The 20,637-nt window shown below is 59.8% G+C and carries 12 protein-coding genes; 10 read left to right on the top strand and 2 right to left on the bottom strand.

Annotated features, from left to right (window positions below; genetic code table 11):
* The first annotated feature begins 2 nt into the window (after positions 1-2).
* The 7 genes from AB3226_RS29580 to AB3226_RS29550 all read left to right on the top strand — a co-directional run bounded on the left by AB3226_RS29580 (position 3) and on the right by AB3226_RS29550 (position 13,403).
* Complete coding sequence (locus AB3226_RS29580; RefSeq protein WP_367375687.1) at positions 3-1,367, top strand: TolC family outer membrane protein; 1,365 nt, start codon at positions 3-5, stop codon at positions 1,365-1,367.
* 184 nt (positions 1,368-1,551) lie between these two features.
* A complete protein-coding gene (locus AB3226_RS29575; protein ID WP_367375882.1) occupies positions 1,552-4,509 on the top strand; it encodes an autotransporter domain-containing protein in 2,958 nt (985 codons plus the stop codon).
* Between the two features lie 198 nt (positions 4,510-4,707).
* Complete coding sequence (locus AB3226_RS29570) at positions 4,708-7,803, top strand: autotransporter domain-containing protein (RefSeq protein WP_367375686.1); 3,096 nt, start codon at positions 4,708-4,710, stop codon at positions 7,801-7,803.
* 23 nt (positions 7,804-7,826) lie between these two features.
* On the top strand, positions 7,827-9,527 hold the full coding sequence (locus AB3226_RS29565; protein WP_367375685.1) for a polyurethanase: 1,701 nt from the start codon (positions 7,827-7,829) through the stop codon (positions 9,525-9,527).
* Between the two features lie 99 nt (positions 9,528-9,626).
* A complete protein-coding gene (locus tag AB3226_RS29560; protein ID WP_367375684.1) occupies positions 9,627-11,480 on the top strand; it encodes a polyurethanase in 1,854 nt (617 codons plus the stop codon).
* Between the two features lie 272 nt (positions 11,481-11,752).
* Positions 11,753-12,127: a hypothetical protein gene (locus AB3226_RS29555; RefSeq protein WP_367375683.1), complete on the top strand. Its 375-nt coding sequence runs from the start codon at positions 11,753-11,755 to the stop codon at positions 12,125-12,127.
* Between the two features lie 73 nt (positions 12,128-12,200).
* The gene (locus AB3226_RS29550; protein WP_367375682.1) at positions 12,201-13,403 is read left to right on the top strand and encodes a DUF1624 domain-containing protein; all 1,203 of its coding nucleotides are present in this window, start codon (positions 12,201-12,203) and stop codon (positions 13,401-13,403) included.
* A gap of 163 nt (positions 13,404-13,566) precedes the next feature.
* Here AB3226_RS29550 and AB3226_RS29545 read toward each other — a convergent pair whose 3' ends face one another.
* Positions 13,567-13,791 carry a YgdI/YgdR family lipoprotein gene (locus AB3226_RS29545; RefSeq protein ID WP_367375681.1) on the bottom strand — a complete coding sequence of 75 codons (225 nt, stop codon included), beginning with the start codon at positions 13,789-13,791 and terminating at the stop codon, positions 13,567-13,569.
* 208 nt (positions 13,792-13,999) lie between these two features.
* Here AB3226_RS29545 and AB3226_RS29540 point away from each other — a divergent pair, with 208 nt between their 5' ends.
* The 3 genes from AB3226_RS29540 to AB3226_RS29530 all read left to right on the top strand — a co-directional run bounded on the left by AB3226_RS29540 (position 14,000) and on the right by AB3226_RS29530 (position 19,954).
* Complete coding sequence (locus tag AB3226_RS29540; protein ID WP_367375680.1) at positions 14,000-15,667, top strand: VRR-NUC domain-containing protein; 1,668 nt, start codon at positions 14,000-14,002, stop codon at positions 15,665-15,667.
* A complete protein-coding gene (locus AB3226_RS29535) occupies positions 15,664-17,931 on the top strand; it encodes a helicase C-terminal domain-containing protein (RefSeq protein WP_367375679.1) in 2,268 nt (755 codons plus the stop codon). The genes AB3226_RS29540 and AB3226_RS29535 overlap by 4 nt, the downstream gene beginning before the upstream one ends.
* Positions 17,932-18,031: 100 nt before the next feature.
* Entirely contained in the window at positions 18,032-19,954 is a 1,923-nt protein-coding gene (locus tag AB3226_RS29530) for a PAS domain S-box protein (RefSeq protein ID WP_367375678.1), read from the top strand.
* Positions 19,955-20,150: 196 nt separating this feature from the next.
* On the opposite strand, the gene AB3226_RS29525 is transcribed toward AB3226_RS29530, so the two are convergent.
* Complete coding sequence (locus AB3226_RS29525) at positions 20,151-20,627, bottom strand: hemerythrin domain-containing protein (RefSeq protein WP_367375677.1); 477 nt, start codon at positions 20,625-20,627, stop codon at positions 20,151-20,153.
* Positions 20,628-20,637: the final 10 nt, after the last annotated feature.

Genomic DNA, 20,637 nt, shown 5'->3' with positions numbered 1-20,637 from the left:
GGATGTTCGGCTGTATGAATAAGTTTTCTTTGCTCGCAGCGACCGTGGCGTTGCTGACGTGCAACAGCACGATGGCCATGGGGCCGTTCGACGTTTATGAGCAAGCGTTACGCAATGATCCAGTGTTTCTCGGCGCCATCAAGGAGCGCGATGCAGGCCTTGAAAACCGTGCCATCGGCCGCGCCGGGCTGCTGCCCAGGATTGGTTACAACTACAACAAGGGGCGCAACACCTCCAAGGTCACTCAAATTAATGAGGGGAGACCAGACTTTACCGAAGACCGCAACTACAGCAGTTACGGCTCGACCTTGACCCTGCAACAGCCGCTGCTCGACTACGAGGCTTATTCGGCGTATCGCAAAGGCGTGGCGCAATCGTTGTTCGCTGACGAAAACTTTCGGGGCAAGAGCCAGGAACTGCTGGTTCGCGTGCTGGAGAATTACACCAAGGCGCTGTTCGCTCAGGACCAGATCGACATCGCGCGGGCCAAGAAAAAAGCCTTCGAGCAGCAGTTTCAGCAGAACGAGCAGATGTTCCGCCAAGGGGAGGGCACGCGCACCGATATCCTCGAAGCCGAGTCACGTTACGAACTGGCGACCGCCGAGGAAATCGAGGCGCGCGATGAACAGGATGCGGCCCTGCGTGAGCTGGGCGCACTGATTGGCGTGCCGGCCATCGACATTGGCGACCTGACGCCGCTGGATCAGAACTTCCAGACGTTCACCCTGCAACCGGCCAATTACGACACCTGGCACGAGATGGCGGTGGCCAACAACCCGAACCTGGCCTCCCAGCGTCAGGCGGTAGAAGTGGCGCGCTACGAGGTCGAACGCAACCGCGCCGGCCACCTGCCAAAAGTCAGCGCCTACGCCTCGGTACGCCAGAACGAATCGGAAAGCGGCAACACCTACAACCAGCGCTACGACACCAACACCATCGGCATCGAAGTCAACATGCCGCTGTATGCCGGTGGCGGGGTCTCGGCCTCGACCCGTCAGGCCAGCCGCACCATGGAACAGGCCGAGTACGAGCTGGACGGCAAGACCCGGGAAACCCTGATCCAGCTGCGCCGTCAGTTCAGTGCCTGCCTGTCGGGGGTCAATAAATTGCGGGCTTATCAGAAGGCATTGGTGTCGGCCGAAGCGCTGGTGGTTTCGACCAAGCAAAGCATTTTGGGCGGCGAACGGGTCAACCTCGATGCGCTGAACGCCGAACAACAACTGTTTACCACCCGCCGGGATCTGGCCCAGGCACGCTACGACTATTTGATGGCCTGGACCAAATTGCACTACTACGCCGGCACCTTGAGCGAGCAGGACCTGGCCAAGGTGGATGAGGCCTTCGGCCAGGGCCCGAAAGCTCAATAACGGTTAGAAAACATTGTGGCGGGGGAGCTTGCTCCCGTTCGGTTGCGCAGCAACCGCCATTGGGCCTGCTTCGCAGTCCAGCGGGAGTAAGCTCCCTCGCCACAAAAACACAGAAGCACAGAAATATCGCCCCAGGACTGGGGACTACAACTCTAAAAACGCCAAAAAAGCGAGAGTCATGAACATGGACGTACAGATCAAGCCGATGTCGGTCGGCACGCTATTGCTCTTGATTTCATCGGTACCAGGCTCAGCCCAGGCGCTTTACCTGGAAACCGGCAAACCCGGCGACCCCGCCAGTTGGCGCTCGACTGAGTTCCAGCGCGATTGGGGCCTGGCGCGCATGCAGGCCGATCAAGCCTATGCCGCCGGCATCACCGGCAAGGGCGTGAAAATCGGCGCGCTGGATTCCGGTTTCGATTCCAGCCATCCCGAATTTTCCGCCGACCGTTATCACGCAGTGACCGCCAGCGGCAGCTATGTCGACGGCTCAGCGTTCAACATCGACGGCACACTCAACACCAACAACGACTCTCACGGTACCCACGTCACCGGCACCATGGGCGCTTCCCGGGATGGCACCGGCATGCACGGCGTGGCGTACAACGCGCAAATCTACGTCGGCAACACCAACAAGAACGACAGTTTCCTGTTCGGCCCCAGCCCCGATCCGCGCTATTTCGCAGCGGTCTATAACGCCCTGGCAGATGCCGGTGTTCGCGCGATCAACAACAGCTGGGGCAGCCAACCGCCGGACGTCAGTTACCGAACCCTCGACGACCTGCACGCTGCTTACGCCCAGCACTGGAACAAAGGCACCTGGCTCGATGCCGCCGCCGACGTTTCGCGCCGCGGCGTGATCAACGTGTTCAGCGCCGGCAACAGCGGTTACCCGAATGCCAGCGTGCGTTCGGCCTTGCCGTATTTTCAGCCGGACCTGGAGGGCCACTGGCTGGCAGTGTCGGGGCTGGATCAAAGCAACCAGCAGAAATACAACCAGTGCGGGATCGCCAAGTATTGGTGCATCACCACGCCGGGCGCGAAGATCGACAGCACCATTCCCGGCGGCGGTTACGCGATCAAGTCCGGCACCTCCATGGCCGCGCCGCATGCCACCGGGGCACTGGCGCTGGTGATGGAACGCTATCCGTACATGAACAATCAGCAGGCGCTGGAAGTGCTGCTGACCACCGCGACCCAGCTCGACGGTTCGGTCACCGACGCACCGAGCACCCGCATCGGTTGGGGCGTGGTCAACCTTGAGCGGGCGATGCGCGGGCCGGGGCAATTGCTCGGGTCGTTCAATGCCAATCTGGGGACCGGGCAAAGCGATGTCTGGAGCAATGACATTTCGGACAAGGCGCTGATTCAGCGTCAGGCCGAAGACGCCGCCGAACGCAGCGCCTGGCGACAGACGTTGAAGGACAAGGGCTGGGAGAACGGTGTCCCGGCCGGTGCCAGTCAGCAGGATCAGACCGATTATGCGGTGGGCACCGCTCGCGACTCCGCCGCCGCCAACCGAGTCTACGAAGGCAGCCTGATCAAGTCCGGTGCGGGGCGGTTGATGCTCACTGGCGACAACACTTATCGCGGCCCGACCACCGTCAACGGTGGGTTACTGACGGTGAACGGCTCGCTGACATCGGCGGTGACTGTTAATGACAGCGGCACCCTCGGCGGTAACGGACGAATCGCTGCATTGACTGCCAACCCCGGTGGCACCGTGGCGCCCGGAAACTCAATCGGTACGTTGCAAGTCAGCGGCGATGTGACATTTGCGCCGGGTTCGACTTATGCCGTCGAACTGTCACCCACCAGCAGCGACCAGATTATTGCGGGCGGTACGGCCACGATCAGTGGCGCCACCGTGAGCCTGTCCCTGGAAAACAGCCCGACCTTGCTCAGCACCCAACAAGTTCAAAGCCTGTTGGGCAATCAGTACAACATCTTGCAAGCGGCGGGCGGGATTCAAGGCCAGTTCGGCGCGGTGCTGCCCAACTACCTGTTCATCGGCGGCAGCCTGGATTACGCCGCGACCGGCATTCAGCTGAGCGTGGAGCGTAACGCCACAACCTTCGCCAGCGTCGGGCAAACGCCGAATCAGCGTGCCGTCGCGGCCGCAGCGGAAGGGCTTGGCGCGGGTAACGCGGTGTACGAAAGTCTGCTGCTGTCGCCGACCGCGAGTTCGGCGCAACAGGCCTTTCAGCAGCTGTCGGGGGAAATCTACCCAGCGCTGGGTTCGGTGTTGATCAATGACAGTCGTTATCTGCGTGACGCGGTAGGTGAGCGTCTCAATGAAGCCAACGGTTCCCAAAGCAATGGCTGGATCAAGGCATTGGGCGCCTGGGGCAAGACCGATGACAGCCATGACACCGCCGGCTACACCACCTCGATTGGCGGTTTGCTGGCCGGTGTCGATGGTGCGGTGGATGACCAAACCCGTGTAGGCCTGGTCGCCGGCTACAGCGACAGCTCGGTCAGCATGGGCTCCGGAACTCATTCATCAGCGCAGGTCGACAGCTATCACCTGGGCGCCTATGCCGGCCACGAAATGGGCGCCTGGCACCTGAGTGCCGGCGGCGCCTACAGCTGGCATCGGGCCGATGTCAAACGTGACCTGCAATACGCTGACGTCAGCGCCAAACAGAAAGCCAAGGTCGATGCCGGGACCACCCAGGTGTTCGGCGAAGCGGCCTATCGCCTGAATCTGCAAGCACTGGCCTTGGAACCGTTCGCCAACCTGGCTTACGTGCACCTCGATACCGAGGGCTTCACCGAAAAAGGTGACGCCGCTGCGCTCAAAAGCAGTGGCGAGCGGCGTGACGCGGTACTCAGCACACTGGGTATACGCGCACTGAAAACGGTAACGCTGTCCGGACAGCAACAGCTGGACCTGAGCGGCAGCCTCGGTTGGCAGCACAACCTGAGCAACACCGATTCCGAGGAACACCTGGCGTTTGCCAGCGGTGGCACTCCGTTCGTGGTGGAAAGCTCGCCGCTGGTTCGCGATGCGGCGCTGGTGGGCGCCCATGCCAGCCTGGCCTTGAGCCGGGATGTTCGGCTGAACCTCGATTACACCGGCCAACTGGCCAGCCGCGAGAAGAGCCACGGCGTCGGGCTGAGTCTCAATTGGCAGTTTTAACGCAGGCGAGGGGGCTTGGTGCAATCCCTGTGGGAGCGGGCTTGCCCGCGATGAGGGCGTGTCAGTCGACATTGATGTTGCCTGGCACACCGCCTTCGCAGGCAAGCCCGCTCCCACAGGTTTCGCGCCTTGACTGGCAGGATTGGGCAGGCCTTGAGGCACAAGGATTTTGGCAACATAACTAAGGATGGTCGCTGGATGAGAGCTGAAAACAACAATTCGCCTGCTCGGTCGGGCAGCACGTTTACTAGTTTAAAAAACCTCAATCGCGCTTTGCTCTGCGCATTGGCCACCTTGGGCACCGCACACGCGGCGCCCTACGTGGAAAACGGCAGGACAGGCAATCCCGATAGCTGGCGCAGCACAGAGTTCAACGCTGACTGGGGCCTGGGGGCGATCAACGCTCAGGAGGCCTATGCCGCCGGTTACACCGGCAAAGGGGTGAAACTGGGGATTTTCGATCAACCGGTTTACGCCTTGCACCCGGAGTTTTCCGGTACCAACAAAGTGATCACGCTGGTCACCAGCGGCATCCGCGAATACACCGACCCGTACATTCCAGTCAAAGTCGGGGATGCCTTTCTCTATGACGGTTCGCCCTCGGTAGGCTCTAACGGCAAACTCGGTGCCCACGGCACTCACGTTGGCGGGATTGCCGCGGGCAGTCGCGACGGCGGGCCGATGCACGGCGTCGCGTTTGGCGCGCAAATCATCAGCGCCGACAACGGCGACCCTGGCCCGGAAGACGGGATCATTCGCGGCAACGACGGTGCGGTGTACAAGGCCGGTTGGGATGCCCTGATCGCCAGCGGCGCGCGGATCATCAACAACAGCTGGGGCATCGGCATCACCGACCGCTTCGACCTGGGTGGTCGGGACCCGGCGTACCCGCACTTCACCGTGCAGGACGCGCAATTGCAGTTCAACGAGATCCAGACCTTGCTTGGGACCAAACCCGGTGGTGCCTACGACGGCGCCATCGCGGCGGCCCGCAGTGGCATCGTGACGATCTTCGCCGCCGGCAACGACTACAACCTCAACAACCCGGACGCCATCGCCGGCCTCGGTTACTTCGTCCCGGAGATCGCGCCGAACTGGATAACCGTCGCCGCGTTGCAGAGGAATCCGGACCCCAGCAGCCCCGACCCTTACAACATCAGTACCTTCTCGTCGCGCTGCGGCTACACCGCGAGTTTCTGCGTGTCGGCACCGGGCAGCCGGATCTACAGTTCGATTATCAGCGGCACCAATGCCGATGACCTGACCACCGGCTACGCCAATTACAACGGCACCTCGATGGCGGCGCCGCACGTTGCAGGCTCAGTGGCGGTGTTGATGGAACGCTTCCCGTACATGACCGGCGCGCAAGTCGCCAGTGTGCTGCGCACCACCGCCACCGACCTCGGCGCACCTGGCGTCGACTCGCTGTACGGCTGGGGCATGATCAACCTGCGCAATGGCATCGATGGCCCGGCGATGTTCGTGACCGAGCAGGACATTCCCGAGGAATTTCGCATCGAAGGCGCCTACGGCTCCAGCCAGTTTGTCGCGGACTTGCCGGGTATCGGCGCGATCATCGATGCCGGCAAACCCACCGAGCGTGTGTGCAATGACGTGCACTGCGGGCTCGACGTCTGGCGCAACGACATTTCCGGCCATGGCGGCCTGACCAAGCAGGGCGTCGGCACACTGGTGCTGACCGGCGCCAACACCTACGCCGGCCCGACTTTGGTCAATCAGGGCCGATTGGCGATCAATGGTTCGCTGCGGTCGGCCGTCACCGTCAATAACAGCGGGGTCCTCGGCGGTAACGGCAGCATCGCGGCGCTGACCGCGAAAAGCGGCGGTACCGTGGCGCCCGGCAATTCCATCGGCACCTTGCAGGTGGCGGGCGACGTAACCTTCGAGCCTGGCTCGACCTATGCCGTAGAACTGTCGCCCAGCAGCAGCGACCAGATCATCGCCGGTGGCAAGGCGATCATCGAAGGCGCAACGGTCAGTCTGTCTCTGGAATACAGCCCGACATTGCTGACCACCAGCGAAGCGAAATCCCTGCTCGGCAATCAGTACAACATCCTGCAAGCGGCCGGTGGGATAGAAGGGCGCTTCGGTGCGGTGGTGCCGGACTACCTGTTTCTCGGCGGCACCCTCGACTACTCGGCTAGCGGCATTCAACTCGCCGTCGAGCGCAACGCGACGTCCTTCACCAGCGTGGGCCAAACCCCGAACCAACGCGCCGTGGCCGCTGCCGCCGAGCAATTGGGCGCAGGCAATCCACTCTACGAAACCCTGCTGCTGTCGCCGACCGCCGCTGTCGCGCAACAAGCGTTCCAGCAACTCTCCGGTGAGATTCATCCGGCAGTCGGCACGCTGTTGATCAACGACAGCCGCTACCTGCGCGATGCAGTCGGCGAGCGTTTGCGTGAACATGATTTGTTCGACGCCGGGGCACCCACCGATGACCGCAGCAACGCCTGGCTCAAAGTGCTCGGCGCCTGGGGCAAGAGCGATGGCGGGCATGACAACGCCAGTTCCAACAGCTCCATCGGCGGGCTGCTGGCCGGTGTCGATGGCTTGATCACTGAAGATACCCGACTGGGTTTCGTCACCGGTTATAGCGACAGCTCGTTGAGCATGGGCGATGGCACGCATTCGTCGGCCTCGGTCGACAGCTACCACTTGGGTGCCTACCTGGGCCATGAAATCGACGCGTTGCGCCTTAGCGTTGGTGGCGCTTACAGCTGGCATCGCATCGACGTCAAACGTGACCTGCAATTTAACGGCGTCAGCGGCAAGCAGAAATCCAAACGCGATGCGACCTCCGCGCAACTGTTCACCGAAGCGGCGTATCGCCTGGACCTGCAACCGATCGCTCTGGAGCCGTTCGCCAATCTGGCTTATGTGCACTTGAACACTGAAAGCTTCAGCGAAAAAGGTGATGCCGCCGCGCTCAAGGGGGGTGAGAACAACCGCGACGTGGTGCTTTCGACCCTTGGCCTGCGGGCGAGCAAAGCCATTGCGTTGTCTGACCAGCAACAGCTGGAACTGTCCGGCACGCTCGGCTGGCAGCACAACCTGAGCAACACCCGTTCCGAAGACCATTTGGCCTTCGTCAACGGCAACACCGCGTTCAGCGTGCAAAGCGTGTCCATGGACCGCGATGCCGCGGTGGTCGGTGTCCGTGCCGGATTGGCGCTGGGCCGCGATACCCGTTTGAACCTGGATTACAACGGGCTGCTTGGCTCCCGGGAAAAAGACCACGGTGTGGGCCTGACCCTGGACTGGCAGTTCTGATTTGACGCTAAGGAAGCAAGAACATGGGACTGTTTGATTACAAAAATGCCGGCAGTGAGGCTGGCAAGGCGCTGTACTCCGACGCGATCGCGCTGACGCTCTACGCGTACACGCCGACCGGCCAGCCACTGCCGGCGACCGCTTGGGCGCCGATTGGCGCCACAGCGTTGGGCTATCAGGGCAAGGTCGGGGCCCAAGGCACCTTCTATGGCGAGAAGGACGGCTTCACCAGCGCCGAAGCCGAGGTGCTCGGTAAATACGACGGGGCAGGGAAGCTGATCGGCATCGGTATCGCCTTCCGTGGCACCGGCGGCCTGGGCTACAGCGACACTTTCGGCGACATGAAAAACAACCTGCTGGCCGCGGTCGGTCCGGTGGATTACGCGACGAACTACGCGAAAAACGCCTTCGATACTTTGCTGAAAAGCGTCGCCGCGTTTTCCGTCGCCCACGGACTGAGTGCCAAGGACGTGCTGGTCAGCGGGCATAGCCTCGGCGGGTTGGGGGTCAACAGCCTGGCGGAGTTGAGCGGCAATAATTGGGGCGGTTTCTTCAAAGACGCCAACTACATTGCCTTCGCCTCGCCGGCTCAAAGCGCTACCGGCAACAACGTGCTGAACATCGGCTATGAGAATGACCCAGTGTTTCGCGTGCTCGACGGCACCACCTTCAGCAGTGGCTCGCTGGGCAAGCACGACGGTCATCAGGATTCGGCGACCAACAACATCGTCAACTTCAATGAACAATACGCCTCCACCGCGCAGAATCTGGTGCCGTTCAGCATCCTCAACCCGCTGAACTGGTCCGCCCACGGTTCGTTGGGCTATGCCGATGGCTTGAACCGGGTGATCGACTCGCGCTTCTACGACCTCACCGACAAGGACTCGACGCTGATCGTGTCCAACCTGTCGGAATCGTCCCGAGGCACCACCTGGGTCGAAGACCTGGGCCGTAGCGGCGAGCCGCATACCGGCAGCACGTTCATCATCGGCACTGACAGCAATGACTTGCTCAAGGGCGGCGCGGGCAATGACTTCATCGAAGGCCGTGACGGTAACGACCGGTTCCGCGATGACGGTGGCTACAACCTGCTGCTGGGAGGCAAGGGCAGCAACACCTTCGAGCTGCAGAAACCGTTGCAAAACTTCAACTTTGCCAACGATGGCGACGGCACGCTGTACGTGCGCGATGCCTACGGCGGCATCAGCATGACCCGCGACATCGGCGCGCTGGTGAGCAAGGAATCGGGTTCGTGGTGGGGCAGCAAGGACATCACCTACAACGTCACCGTCAGTGGCTTGCTCAATGGCACGGAACTGACCCATTACAACCATTCGCTCAATGGCGATGCCTACGGCAACACGCTGGTGGCCAGCGTCGACGGTGACTGGCTGTTCGGCAACGCCGGTGACGACCTGCTGCGCAGCGACAAAAGCCACGTGACCTTCGTCGGTGGCGCGGGCAATGACGTGATGCATGCCTCGGGAGGTGGCAACAACACGTTCCTGTTCAGCGGCGCCTTCGGCTTCGATGCGATCAATGGCTACCAGGGCAGCGACAAACTGGTGTTCATGGGTGTCCAGGGCGCGGGGCAGGGTTATGACTACACCCAGCACGCGACCCAGGCCGGCAACGACACTGTGCTCAAGATTGGCGATTACGCCGTAACGCTGGTGGGCGTAGGTCTGGATAATCTTTCGGCTTCGGGAATTACGTTTGCGTAAAAGCTGCATGCACTAGAGGCTCCGGGGCGCCTCGTGATTGAGGCGTCCTGGCTGTGAGCTATCTCTGACAATTCCAACAAAGAGAGAGAGGCAATACCAATGGGTGTGTATGACTACAAAAACTTCGGTACAGCAGACTCCAAGGCGTTGTTCAGCGACGCTATGGCGATCACGCTGTATTCCTATCACAACCTCGACAACGGTTTCGCCACCGGTTACCAGCAAAACGGCTTCGGCCTGGGCTTGCCGGCAACCCTGGTCACCGCACTGATTGGCGGCACCGATTCCCAAGGCGTCATTCCCGGCATTCCCTGGAACCCCGATTCGGAAAAGGCTGCTCTCGACGCCGTGCAAAAAGCCGGCTGGACGCCAATCACCGCCGCGCAACTGGGCTATGACGGCAAGACCGACGCTCGTGGAACCTTCTTCGGCGAGAAGGCCGGTTACACCAGCGCCCAAGTGGAGATCCTCGGCAAGTACGACACCCAGGGCCATCTCACCGAAATCGGCATCGCTTTTCGCGGCACCAGCGGCCCGCGAGAAATCCAGATCGGCGACTCCATCGGTGACGTGATCAACGATTTGCTGGCGGCGTTGGGTCCCAAGGATTATGCGAAAAACTATGTGGGCGAGGCTTTCGGTAATTTGCTCGGTGACGTTGCAGCGTTTGCCCAGGCCAATGGGTTGTCGGGCAAGGATGTGCTGGTCAGCGGTCACAGCCTCGGCGGGTTAGCGGTCAATAGCCTGGCGGACTTGAGCAGCGAAAAATGGTCCGGGTTCTACCAGGATTCCAACTACATTGCCTACGCCTCGCCGACCCAAAGCAGCAGCGACAAAGTGCTGAACATCGGCTATGAAAACGACCCGGTATTCCGCGCCCTCGATGGCTCCTCGTTCAACCTGTCCTCGGTGGGCGTGCACGATGCCGCCAAGGATTCGACGACCGATAACATCGTCAGCTTCAACGACCACTACGCCTCGACGGCGTGGAATGTGCTGCCGTATTCCATCCTCAACATCCCCACCTGGATCTCGCACTTGCCCACCGGTTACGGCGACGGCATGACCCGGGTGCTGGAGTCGCAGTTCTACGACTTGACCAGCAAAGATTCGACCATCATCGTCGCCAACCTCTCGGACCCGGCGCGCAGCAACACCTGGGTCCAAGACTTGAACCGCAATGCTGAAACCCATAAAGGCAGCACCTTCATCATCGGCAGCGACGGCAATGACCTGATTCAGGGCGGTAAGGGCAACGACTACCTGGAAGGCCGCGACGGCAACGACACCTTCCGCGATGGCGGCGGCTACAACATCCTGTTGGGCGGCAAGGGCAGCAATGCGCTGGACCTGCAGCAGTCGGTGAAGAACTTCGTCTTCGCCAATGACGGAGCCGGCAACCTGTACGTGCGCGACGCCAATGGCGGCATCAGCATCACCCGCGACATCGGCAGTATCGTTACCAAGGAACCGGGTTTTCTCTGGGGTGTGTTCAAGGATGACGTGACCCACAGCGTCACCGCCAATGGCCTTGCGGCCGGCGGCAACCTGACCCAGTACGCCTCAAGCGTGAAGGGCACGACCGGCGCTGACACTCTCAATGCGCACACAACCGGCGACTGGATGTTTGGCTTCGATGGCAACGACCATTTGATTGGCAGCACCGGCAACGACGTGTTTGTCGGCGGGGCGGGTAATGACCTGATGGAGTCGGGCGGCGGGGTCGATACGTTCCTGTTCAGCGGCGCGTTTGGCCAGGACCGGGTGGTGGGTTATCAAGCCAACGACAAACTGGTGTTCCTCGGGGTTCAAGGCGTTGCGCCGAACGACGAATACCGGGCCCATGCCACGGCGGTGGGGCAGGATACGCTGCTGACGTTCGGCAGTGATTCGGTAACCCTGGTGGGTGTCGGGCTGGACAGTTTGTCTGGTAGCGGGATTGTGATCGCCTGAGTTTAGCGGGGCGCCTGTCAGGGCCCTATCGCGGGCAAGCCCGCTCCCACAATGGTTGGTGATGTTCACAAAATCTGTGTCCGCATCATATCCCTGTGGGAGCGGGCTTGCCCGCGATGAACGATAACGCGGTAGATCGGTGACCCACCGGTCACTCTCGAACTCCAATACCTGCACCAACAGGAATCTGGCACTAAACCATCAGCCCACATACACGTTATACTATAACGCAGGTGCTGCATGCCGCCATTGAGTACAGGAGATTTTGCAACGTGAGTAACAGCAAGAGGTTCACCTTCGGTTTGGCGCTGGCCTTGTTATCGGCAACCGCCGCCGCAGAGCTGCCTCAAAGCTCGATTCTGACCCGTTACGGGGTCACCTCCGATCAACTGCCGAAACCGGCCGCGATCGAAACCACCAAACCCGCCAAACCCATCGAAGAAAAAAGCCGCTTTCAGGTCCAGCCGGAACAGCCTTGGGTGACAGTGCGCCTGGGCGACGGCAAACAACCGGAGAATACCGGCAATATCAGCATTGATCGTTCGATGCAGCAGGAACGGGAGCGTTGTCAGCGGATGCAGGAACGACTGATCCGGCAAGGAGGGCAGTCCTTCTCCTGCGATAACAATATTCCAGGGATTCACTGAGCAATGACCGCAACGGGCGTTGCCAAGCTAAGAAACAGGGCTGAGCCCACTGACCACGACATGAGTGACTGATATGACCCTATCCACAAGCGTGGGGCAGGCGGGAAGTGTTTCTTCTGCGCTTGCCTCCAGCGCTGCAAAAACCACCACCCGGATGCTCGCCATCGATGCCTTGCGCGGCTTCGTCATGCTCTGCATGCTCGTCGACCATGTGCGGGAAACCTTTTTGCTGCACCGTCAGGTGACCGACCCGATCGACGCCTTGAGCGTTACCCCGGACCTGTTCTTCACCCGACTGCTGAGCACAATCTGCGCCCCGGTGTTCATCTTCCTCACCGGTTTGTCGGCCTGGCTCTACAGCCAGAAACACACGGCCAGCGAGACGTCGGTGTTCCTGCTAAAACGCGGGCTGTTTCTGGTGTTTCTGGAGCTCACGTTCGTGTGCTTCGCCTGGAACGCCGAGTTCCCGCCCAAGACGTTGTGGCTGCAAGTGATCTGGTGCATCGGCATCTGCATGATCGTGCTCGCCGGGTTGCTGCACTTCAAGCGCGGTTGGTTGATCGTGCTCGGGGTAGCGATTGTCGCCGGGCACAACCTGCTCGATGGCGTGACCGTGGGGCCGGAGTCGCCGTTCTTTGTGCCGTGGTCAATCCTGCATCAGCGGGTGTTCATCGATATCACCGAGTTCACCCGGGCTCGCACGACATATCCGGTGTTGCCGTGGATCGGGGTGATTCTGTTGGGCTGGGCCATCGGGCCATGGTTCGGCAAGGACATGGAATCGGCGGAGCGGATTTCGCGGTTGCTGAAAGTCGGCTGCGGCCTGCTGGTGGCCTTCGTGTTCATCCGCTACTTGAATGTTTATGGCGAGAAGCCTTGGGTGCAAACCGGTGAGTCGCTGCGCACCTTCATGAGTTTCATGAGCGCGAAGAAGTACCCGCCATCGTTGATGTTCCTGATGCCGACGCTTGGTCTGGGGTTGATTCTTTTGGCGTTGTTCGAGAAAGCTCAGGACCGGTGGTCCACTGCGACCCTGGCGATCTACGGCGGTGCGCCGATGTTTTTCTATTTGTTGCACCTGTACGTGCTCAAGGCCATGTACCTGGTGGCTGTCGCGATCTGGGGCGTCAATCAAGGCACTTATTACGGCTTCGACAACCTGCCCATGGTCTGGCTGTGGAGCGTGATCCTCGGGGTGTTGCTGTTCTTCCCGACGCGCTGGTTCGCCAATCTCAAACAGCGCCGTCGCGACATCGCGATTCTCAAGTATCTCTGATTCCTATTTGCTGTTCGAACGCCACAGATCCAATGCGGGCTTGCTCGCGAAAGCGGTGTGTCAGGCAACATCAAATTTGACTGTGCCGCCGTCTTCGCGAGCAAGCCCGCTCCCACAGGTTCTGCGTTTTAACTTACCGGCTTGCGGGCAACCCGTTCAGGGATCAGTCTTCCTTGCGAATCGTGGTCACGTCATCGGCGCGGACCTTCACTTTCGCCCCGGAAATATCTTCGAATTCGAAGAAGCCGTCCTTGGTCTTGGTGTTCGGCATGTCCTTGGTCAAATACTGGGTGCCGTTCTGCAGGGTCACGACCGTTGGCGTCGAGCAACCGGCCAGGGCCAAAAAGGCCGCTACCACCAAGGGCAAACCCAGACTCTTGATATTCATACACACCTCTCATCACTCAATAAAAACAGCGCGAACGCCTCGCTTGAGGTCAATCGTCGCTGTGCCTCTAACGCGGTTGGTGCGATGGAATGGCAGAAAGTTCGATGGTCACCCGAAAAATGCCGGATAGCGTCGCCACTTATCCTTTTCCGTTTGCACCGGGTGGGGCATAGCTGGTATCTGTACGCATAACCAGTACTCGGTTGCCATGGCCCTTTTGCCCGTGATTGTAAATCCTCTCGATGATCCGTTCTATTACTTGAACAAGTTCATGCAAGTGCTTGATTGGCTTGAACATCGTTATGCCGATGTATTGAGCGTCGAGGAGCAGGATTTCATCCGCGACTTCAATCGACTGCCCCGCGAGTCCCAAGCCTTGCTGGTCAGGCTGGTGATGCGCAAGGGCGTGCATTTCAGGGCCGGCAAATTGAGTTACGCCGAGATCGGCGACATCGACAACGCTGCGACGCCATTGCTGGCATCGGGCTGGATCGATGAGCAGTCACCGTTGCACATCGAGGACTTGTTCGAGGTGTTGCTCAAGGCCGAGATTCTCCAGTGCTTTGGCAGCGCCATCGATCAGCCCAAGGGCAAAAAGACCGATTGGCTGCCGACCCTGAGCGAGCAGTTTCCCGAAGCACAAAGTTTTGCCCAATGGTGTCCGGCACTGAATGACCGGTTGTTCAGCCTGACCGTCATGGGCCTGTGCGACCGGTTGCGGCTGATGTTCTTCGGCAATCTTTACCAGGACTGGTCGGAGTTCGTGCTGGCCGACCTGGGCATCTTTACCTATGAAAAAGTCGAGTTCTGCGCCGAGTCCCGAGGCTTGCGCAGTCGCGAGGACGTCGATGCCTGTCTGTTTCTATACAGCTGTCAGCAGCGTTTCGAGGCCGGTGAAGACGTGGCGACGATTGTCGAGCAGATCAACGGACTGGAACTCGACAATCCCTGGCTGCAAAAACGTCGGGGCAAGCTGCTGTTCCAGATCGGTCAGCATTGCGAGCGCATCGCGGATTTTTCCACCGCCCTGAGCCTCTACCGTGAATGCGCCTACCCCGGCGCGCGTCTACGGTTGATTCGGGTGTTGGAACGTTGTGCTGAATATCAACTGGCGATGGACCTGGCCACTCACGCCGAGCAAGCCCCTGAAAGCGCCGCCGAGCATCAGCATCTATCGCGTGTGCTGCCCAGACTGCGGCGCAAATTGGGTGGGCCGCCGATCAAACGCCCAACTCCGCGGGCCATGCAACGCCTGGACCTGCAACTGCCCAGGCACGATCCGGCGTTATCGGTGGAGTCTTACGTTCAAGCACATCTGGCGGAGGAGTCGGCGCCGGTGCATTACGTCGAGAACAGCCTGATCAACTCGCTGTTCGGGCTGCTGTGCTGGCCGGCGATCTTCGCGCCGTTACCGGGGGCGTTTTTTCACCCGTTCCAGCGCGGGCCGGTGGACCTGCTCAACGAAGACTTTCATGCGCGGCGCGCGGATCTGTTTCAGGCCTGCCTCGCGGAACTCGATGACGGGCGTTATGTGCACACTGTCCGCGAGCGTTACAGCGCCAAGTGGGGCGTGCAGTCACCGTTCGTATTCTGGGGCGTGCTGAGCGAGGAACTGCTGGAGCAGGCGCTCGATTGTCTGCCCGCCGAGCACCTCAAACACTGGTTCAATCGACTGCTGCTCGACATCAAGGCCAACCGCGCCGGCATGCCGGACCTGATCCAGTTTTGGCCGCAAGACAAAACCTACCGGATGATCGAAGTCAAAGGCCCCGGCGATCGGTTGCAAGACAATCAATTGCGCTGGCTGGAATTCTGTCACGAGCACCAGATGCCGATCGCGGTCTGCTACGTGCAATGGGCGGAGCAGGGCGCGTGAGCTACAGCATTGCGGTGCGGGCGCTGTGTGAATTCACCGCCAAGGTCGGTGACCTCGACCTGCGCTTCACCCCGTCACCGACTGCGCTGGAAGGCATCGTCGGGCATCGCACCGTGGCGTCACGGCGCAGCGAGGGTTATCAGAATGAAGTCGCGCTTGAGGGCCAGTATCGAACCTTGACGGTGAAGGGCCGGGCGGATGGCTACGATCCGGCGCAAAACTGCCTCGAAGAAGTCAAAACCTACCGTGGCGACCTGAGCAAGCAACCGGCCAACCATCGGCAACTGCATTGGGCGCAGGCGAAGATCTATGGCGGGTTGATGTGCCAGAAACTGCAGTTGGAGCAGATTAATCTGGCGCTGGTGTACTTCGACATCGTCAGCGAGAAGGAAACCTGTCTGGTAGAGGCCTTCAGCGCCGCCGAATTGCAGTTGTTCTTCGAGCACCATTGCGGGTTGTTCCTGCACTGGGCCGAGCAGGAAATGGCCCATCGCGAAGGGCGCAATCTGGCAGCGCAACGGTTGGCATTTCCCCATGCCGATTTTCGTCCCGGGCAACGGCATCTGGCCGAGTCGGTGTTCAAGGCTGTCAGCACCGGTCGCTGCCTGATGGCCCAGGCGCCAACCGGTATCGGCAAGACCGTTGGCACACTGTTCCCAATGCTCAAGGCCCTGGCGCCGCAACAACTGGACAAGGTGTTTTTCCTCACGGCGAAAACCCCGGGGCGCAAATTGGCGCTGGACGCCGCTCAGGTCATCCTCGACAGCGCCGATGCTCCGCCATTGCGAGTCCTCGAGATGATCGCCCGGGACAAGGCTTGCGAGCACCCGGACAAGGCCTGCCATGGCGAATCCTGTCCGTTGGCCCAGGGTTTTTATGATCGTTTGCCGGCCGCGCGTCAGGCCGCCAGCCAATTGAGCCTGCTGAACCAGAGCGCCTTGCGCGAGGTTGCCCTGCAGCATGACATTTGCCCCTACTACCTGAGCCAGGAAATGGCCCGCTGGGCGGACGTGGTGGTCGCCGACTACAACTATTATTTCGACTTCAGTGCGCTGCTGTTCGGGCTGGCCCAGGCCAACAACTGGAGAGTGGCGGTGCTGGTGGACGAGGCTCACAACCTTGTAGAACGTGGCCGGCAGATGTACAGCGCCAGCCTCGATCAGGCGACGTTGAACAGCGTGCGTAAAACCGCGCCTGAGCCACTGAAGAGATCCTTGCAACGGGTCAATCGCGAATGGAACGCCTTGCATGATCAGCAACTCAGCCCCTATCAGGCCTATGACAAAGCCCCGGAAAAACTGCTTCAGGCGCTGTCCTTATGCTGCGCGAGCATCGGCGACTACCTGAATGATCACCCTCAAGGCCTGGACAGCGGGTTGCAGAATTTTTACTTCGACATGCTGCAATTCGGCCGCGTGGCTGAACTGTTCGATGAGCATTTCCTGTTCGACATCAGCAAACGTGACCTCGAGCGCAAGCTCAACCTGTCGCAACTGTGCCTGCGCAACGTGGTGCCGGCCGCTTTCATTCGCCCGCGCCTGACAGCTGCGCGTAGCGCCGTGCTGTTTTCCGCCACCCTGAGCCCTCGGCATTACTACGCCGATTTGCTGGGAACACCGGCGAATACAGTCTGGATTGATGTGGAATCGCCGTTCAGTGCCGAACAATTGCAAGTGCACATCGTCAGCCAGATTTCGACCCGCTATGTCCATCGTCAGGCGTCCCTTGAGCCCATCGTCGAACTGATCGCCAAACAGTTCACCCAGCGCCCCGGTAACTACCTGGCGTTCTTCAGCAGCTTTGATTATTTGCAGCAAGTGGCCCAGTTGCTGGCCGAGCGGCATCCGCACATCACGCTATGGTCGCAGTCCCGGGGAATGGGGGAAGGGCCGCGTCAGGCGTTTCTCGATCAATTCACCGTCCATAGCCAGGGCGTAGGGTTTGCGGTGCTGGGTGGCGCATTCGGCGAAGGCATCGATCTGCCCGGCGCGCGTTTGATTGGTGCATTCATTGCCACCCTGGGGCTAGCGCAACTGAATCCGGTCAACGAGCAGATGAAACGGCGCATGGCGGCGATTTTCGGCGCCGGGTATGACTACACCTACCTGTTTCCCGGTGTGCAGAAAGTCGTGCAAGCAGCGGGGCGGGTGATCCGCACTCAGCAGGATCAAGGGGTGGTGATGCTTATCGATGACCGGTTTGGCGAGAGCAAAGTCAAGCAATTGTTGCCGCGCTGGTGGTCGATGCAATCGGCGCTTTTTTAGCCTGTTGAGTAGTGCCCCCACCAACCGTATTGGTTTTTTGAATTTCCAAGCGAGCGGTTTGTCGCATACTCCAGAAGAACAACAATAAGGACAGGGATCCATGAGCGATGACCGGACCAGGATCAATGCCATCGAGGAGATGCGCTTCCGTCTGCTGATCGATGCTGTGATCGACTACGCGATCTACATGATCGACCCCGATGGCATCATCACCAGTTGGAACGCTGGCGCCAAGCGTTTCAAGGGGTATGAGGAAGCGGAGATTCTTGGTCAGCATTTCTCGCGTTTTTATACCGAAGAGGACCGCAAGGCCGGTTTGCCGCAGCGCGCCCTTGATACCGCCATTCGCGAAGGACGTTTTGAGGGCGAAGGCTGGCGGGTTCGCAAGGACGGCACGCATTTCTGGTCCCACGTCATCGTCGATCCCATTCTCAGTCCGTCGGGCAAATTGCTGGGTTTTGCCAAGATCACCCGGGATCTGACCGACCGCAAAATGGCCGAAGAGACCCTCAAACAAAGCGAGCAGCAGTTCCGGCTGCTGGTGCAAAGCGTCACCGACTACGCCATCTACATGCTCGCCCCGGATGGACGTGTGACCAACTGGAACCTGGGGGCTCAGCGAATCAAGGGTTACCGGCCTGAAGAAATCATCGGCCAACACTTTTCGCTGTTTTACACCCCTGAAGACCGCGAAGCCGGTGAACCGCAGCGGGCGCTGGACATTGCGATTCGCGAGGGGCGATTCGAAAACAAGGCCTGGCGCGTGCGCAAGGATGGCACGCGGTTTCTGGCACATGTCGTGGTCGACCCGATCAGGGGCGACACTGGCACGTTACTGGGATTTGCCAAGATCACTCGGGATATTACTGAAGCGACACAAGCCCAACAGGTCCTTGAGAAAACCCGCGAAGCGTTGTTTCAGGCGCAGAAAATGCAGGCTATCGGCCAGCTCAGCGGGGGGATTGCCCACGACTTCAATAATCTGCTGACCGTTATCCTCGGCAATCTGGAAATCGTTCGTAAACGTGCGGCAGATGACCCGAGAATTACCCGTTTGCTCGACAACGCCACTCAAGGCGCCTTACGTGGCGTTTCCTTGACCCAGCGCATGCTGGCGTTTGCCAGGCGTCAGGAACTCAAGACCGAATCCGTCGAGATACCAGCGCTGATACAGGGAATTACCGGGCTGTTGCGCAGCTCTCTGGGGCCTGCAGTGAACATAGAAACCCGCTTTGCGCCCGAACTCGAACCGGTCATGGCCGACGTCAATCAGCTCGAACTGGCGGTGCTGAATCTGGCGACCAACGCCCGCGATGCCATGCCCGACGGTGGGAAACTCGTGATCGATGCCAAGGTGCAAGAGGTCGACGACCAGGCAATCCTGTCCTTGCCGTCAGGTCGTTATGTCTGCCTGAGTGTCACGGATACGGGGGAGGGCATGGATAACGCTACCCTGACCTCGGCAATGGACCCCTTCTTCACTACAAAAGGCGTCGGCAAAGGCACTGGCTTGGGGTTGTCGATGGTTCACGGGTTTACTGAACAACTGGGGGGACGCTTCATTCTGAAAAGCCAGAAGGACGTCGGCACCACTGCCGAGCTCTGGTTACCCGTTGCGCTAACCAGCTCGACTACCGAACCCGTTATTGAGGAGTCCGTCATGTCGCGGGTGCCTCGTCTGTGTGTGTTGGTTGTGGACGACGATAGTCTGGTGTTGACCAGTACCAGCCTGTTGCTTGAGGACCTGGGCCATCGGGTGATCAATGCAGCGTCCGGTGCACAGGCACTGGAACTGTTCGACAGCGAGCACGATTTTGACCTGGTCATTACGGACATGGTCATGCCCAAGATGAGCGGCGCGCAACTGGCGCAGGCTATTCGGGTGATAAGACCACACCTGCCGATCATCCTCGCCACCGGTTATGCGGAGCGCCTGGAAGGCTTCGCGGCCAGACTTCCACGCCTGTCCAAGCCTTTTACCCAACTTAATCTGGTGGAGGTCATTGCTTTGGCGATGAAGTGACAGCCGCCATCCTGTATACCTTTGTGGCGAGCGAGCTTGCTCGCGTTGGGCTGCGTAGCGGCCCCAAAAATCTGACAGCCATTGCCGATTTTTGTGAGCGCTACGCACTCAAGCGAGAGCAAGCTCCCTCGCCACAGGTTTCTCACTGACTCAAGACTCTCGTAAGTCATTCGCCGGGCTTTGCTATTCCCCCCCATCAAGCAGCGAGATTGGGCGCCCCCAGCTCTTTTTTGTAGCGGGCTTTCAGGGTTTCCATTTCTGCACCCAATTCGTCGAGCGTCGTTTTGCCCAGCAGTTTTTTGGCCTGAGGAAACATTTCCTTTTCCTCTTCTTCAATGTGATGTTCCAGCAACTCCTTGACCACTTTCACTCGACCGGCAAATTCGAGGGTAGAGGGATCAGTGGTTTTCAGGTCGGGAAGCACCAGCGTATCGACGGTGCGATGTTCTTCCTTGGCTTCGTAATACATGATGTCCTGCTCCTTGCCCCCGGCTTTTTTATACGCCGGATACAAGACTTCCTCTTCCAGACGGGTATGGATCGAAATTTCCATTTCCAGTTTGGCCAGCAACTCGGTGCGTTTTTTCACCCCACGCTCGGTGGACTCGCTCAACTGGGCCAGGATGCCTTTTACGCGTTCATGGTCGGCTTTCAACAGGTCAATGGCGTTCATGGTCAAACCT

It is taken from the genome of Pseudomonas lini (assembly GCF_964063345.1).
In the GTDB taxonomy this organism is placed as follows: Bacteria; Pseudomonadota; Gammaproteobacteria; order Pseudomonadales; family Pseudomonadaceae; genus Aquipseudomonas; species Aquipseudomonas lini_B.
This window is presented reverse-complemented; position numbering and strand designations above follow the sequence as displayed.

What these genes read in the sequence shown, in the direction of transcription:
- AB3226_RS29580 (WP_367375687.1), top strand. Translation starts at nt 3, where the DNA reads ATGTTCGGCTGTATGAATAAGTTTTCTTTGCTCGCAGCGACCGTGGCG.
- AB3226_RS29530 (WP_367375678.1), top strand. Translation starts at nt 18,032, where the DNA reads ATGAGCGATGACCGGACCAGGATCAATGCCATCGAGGAGATGCGCTTC.
- AB3226_RS29565 (WP_367375685.1), top strand. Translation starts at nt 7,827, where the DNA reads ATGGGACTGTTTGATTACAAAAATGCCGGCAGTGAGGCTGGCAAGGCG.
- AB3226_RS29545 (WP_367375681.1), bottom strand. Translation starts at nt 13,791, where the DNA reads ATGAATATCAAGAGTCTGGGTTTGCCCTTGGTGGTAGCGGCCTTTTTG.
- AB3226_RS29575 (WP_367375882.1), top strand. Translation starts at nt 1,552, where the DNA reads ATGGACGTACAGATCAAGCCGATGTCGGTCGGCACGCTATTGCTCTTG.
- AB3226_RS29525 (WP_367375677.1), bottom strand. Translation starts at nt 20,627, where the DNA reads ATGAACGCCATTGACCTGTTGAAAGCCGACCATGAACGCGTAAAAGGC.
- AB3226_RS29550 (WP_367375682.1), top strand. Translation starts at nt 12,201, where the DNA reads ATGACCCTATCCACAAGCGTGGGGCAGGCGGGAAGTGTTTCTTCTGCG.
- AB3226_RS29540 (WP_367375680.1), top strand. Translation starts at nt 14,000, where the DNA reads ATGGCCCTTTTGCCCGTGATTGTAAATCCTCTCGATGATCCGTTCTAT.
- AB3226_RS29570 (WP_367375686.1), top strand. Translation starts at nt 4,708, where the DNA reads ATGAGAGCTGAAAACAACAATTCGCCTGCTCGGTCGGGCAGCACGTTT.
- AB3226_RS29560 (WP_367375684.1), top strand. Translation starts at nt 9,627, where the DNA reads ATGGGTGTGTATGACTACAAAAACTTCGGTACAGCAGACTCCAAGGCG.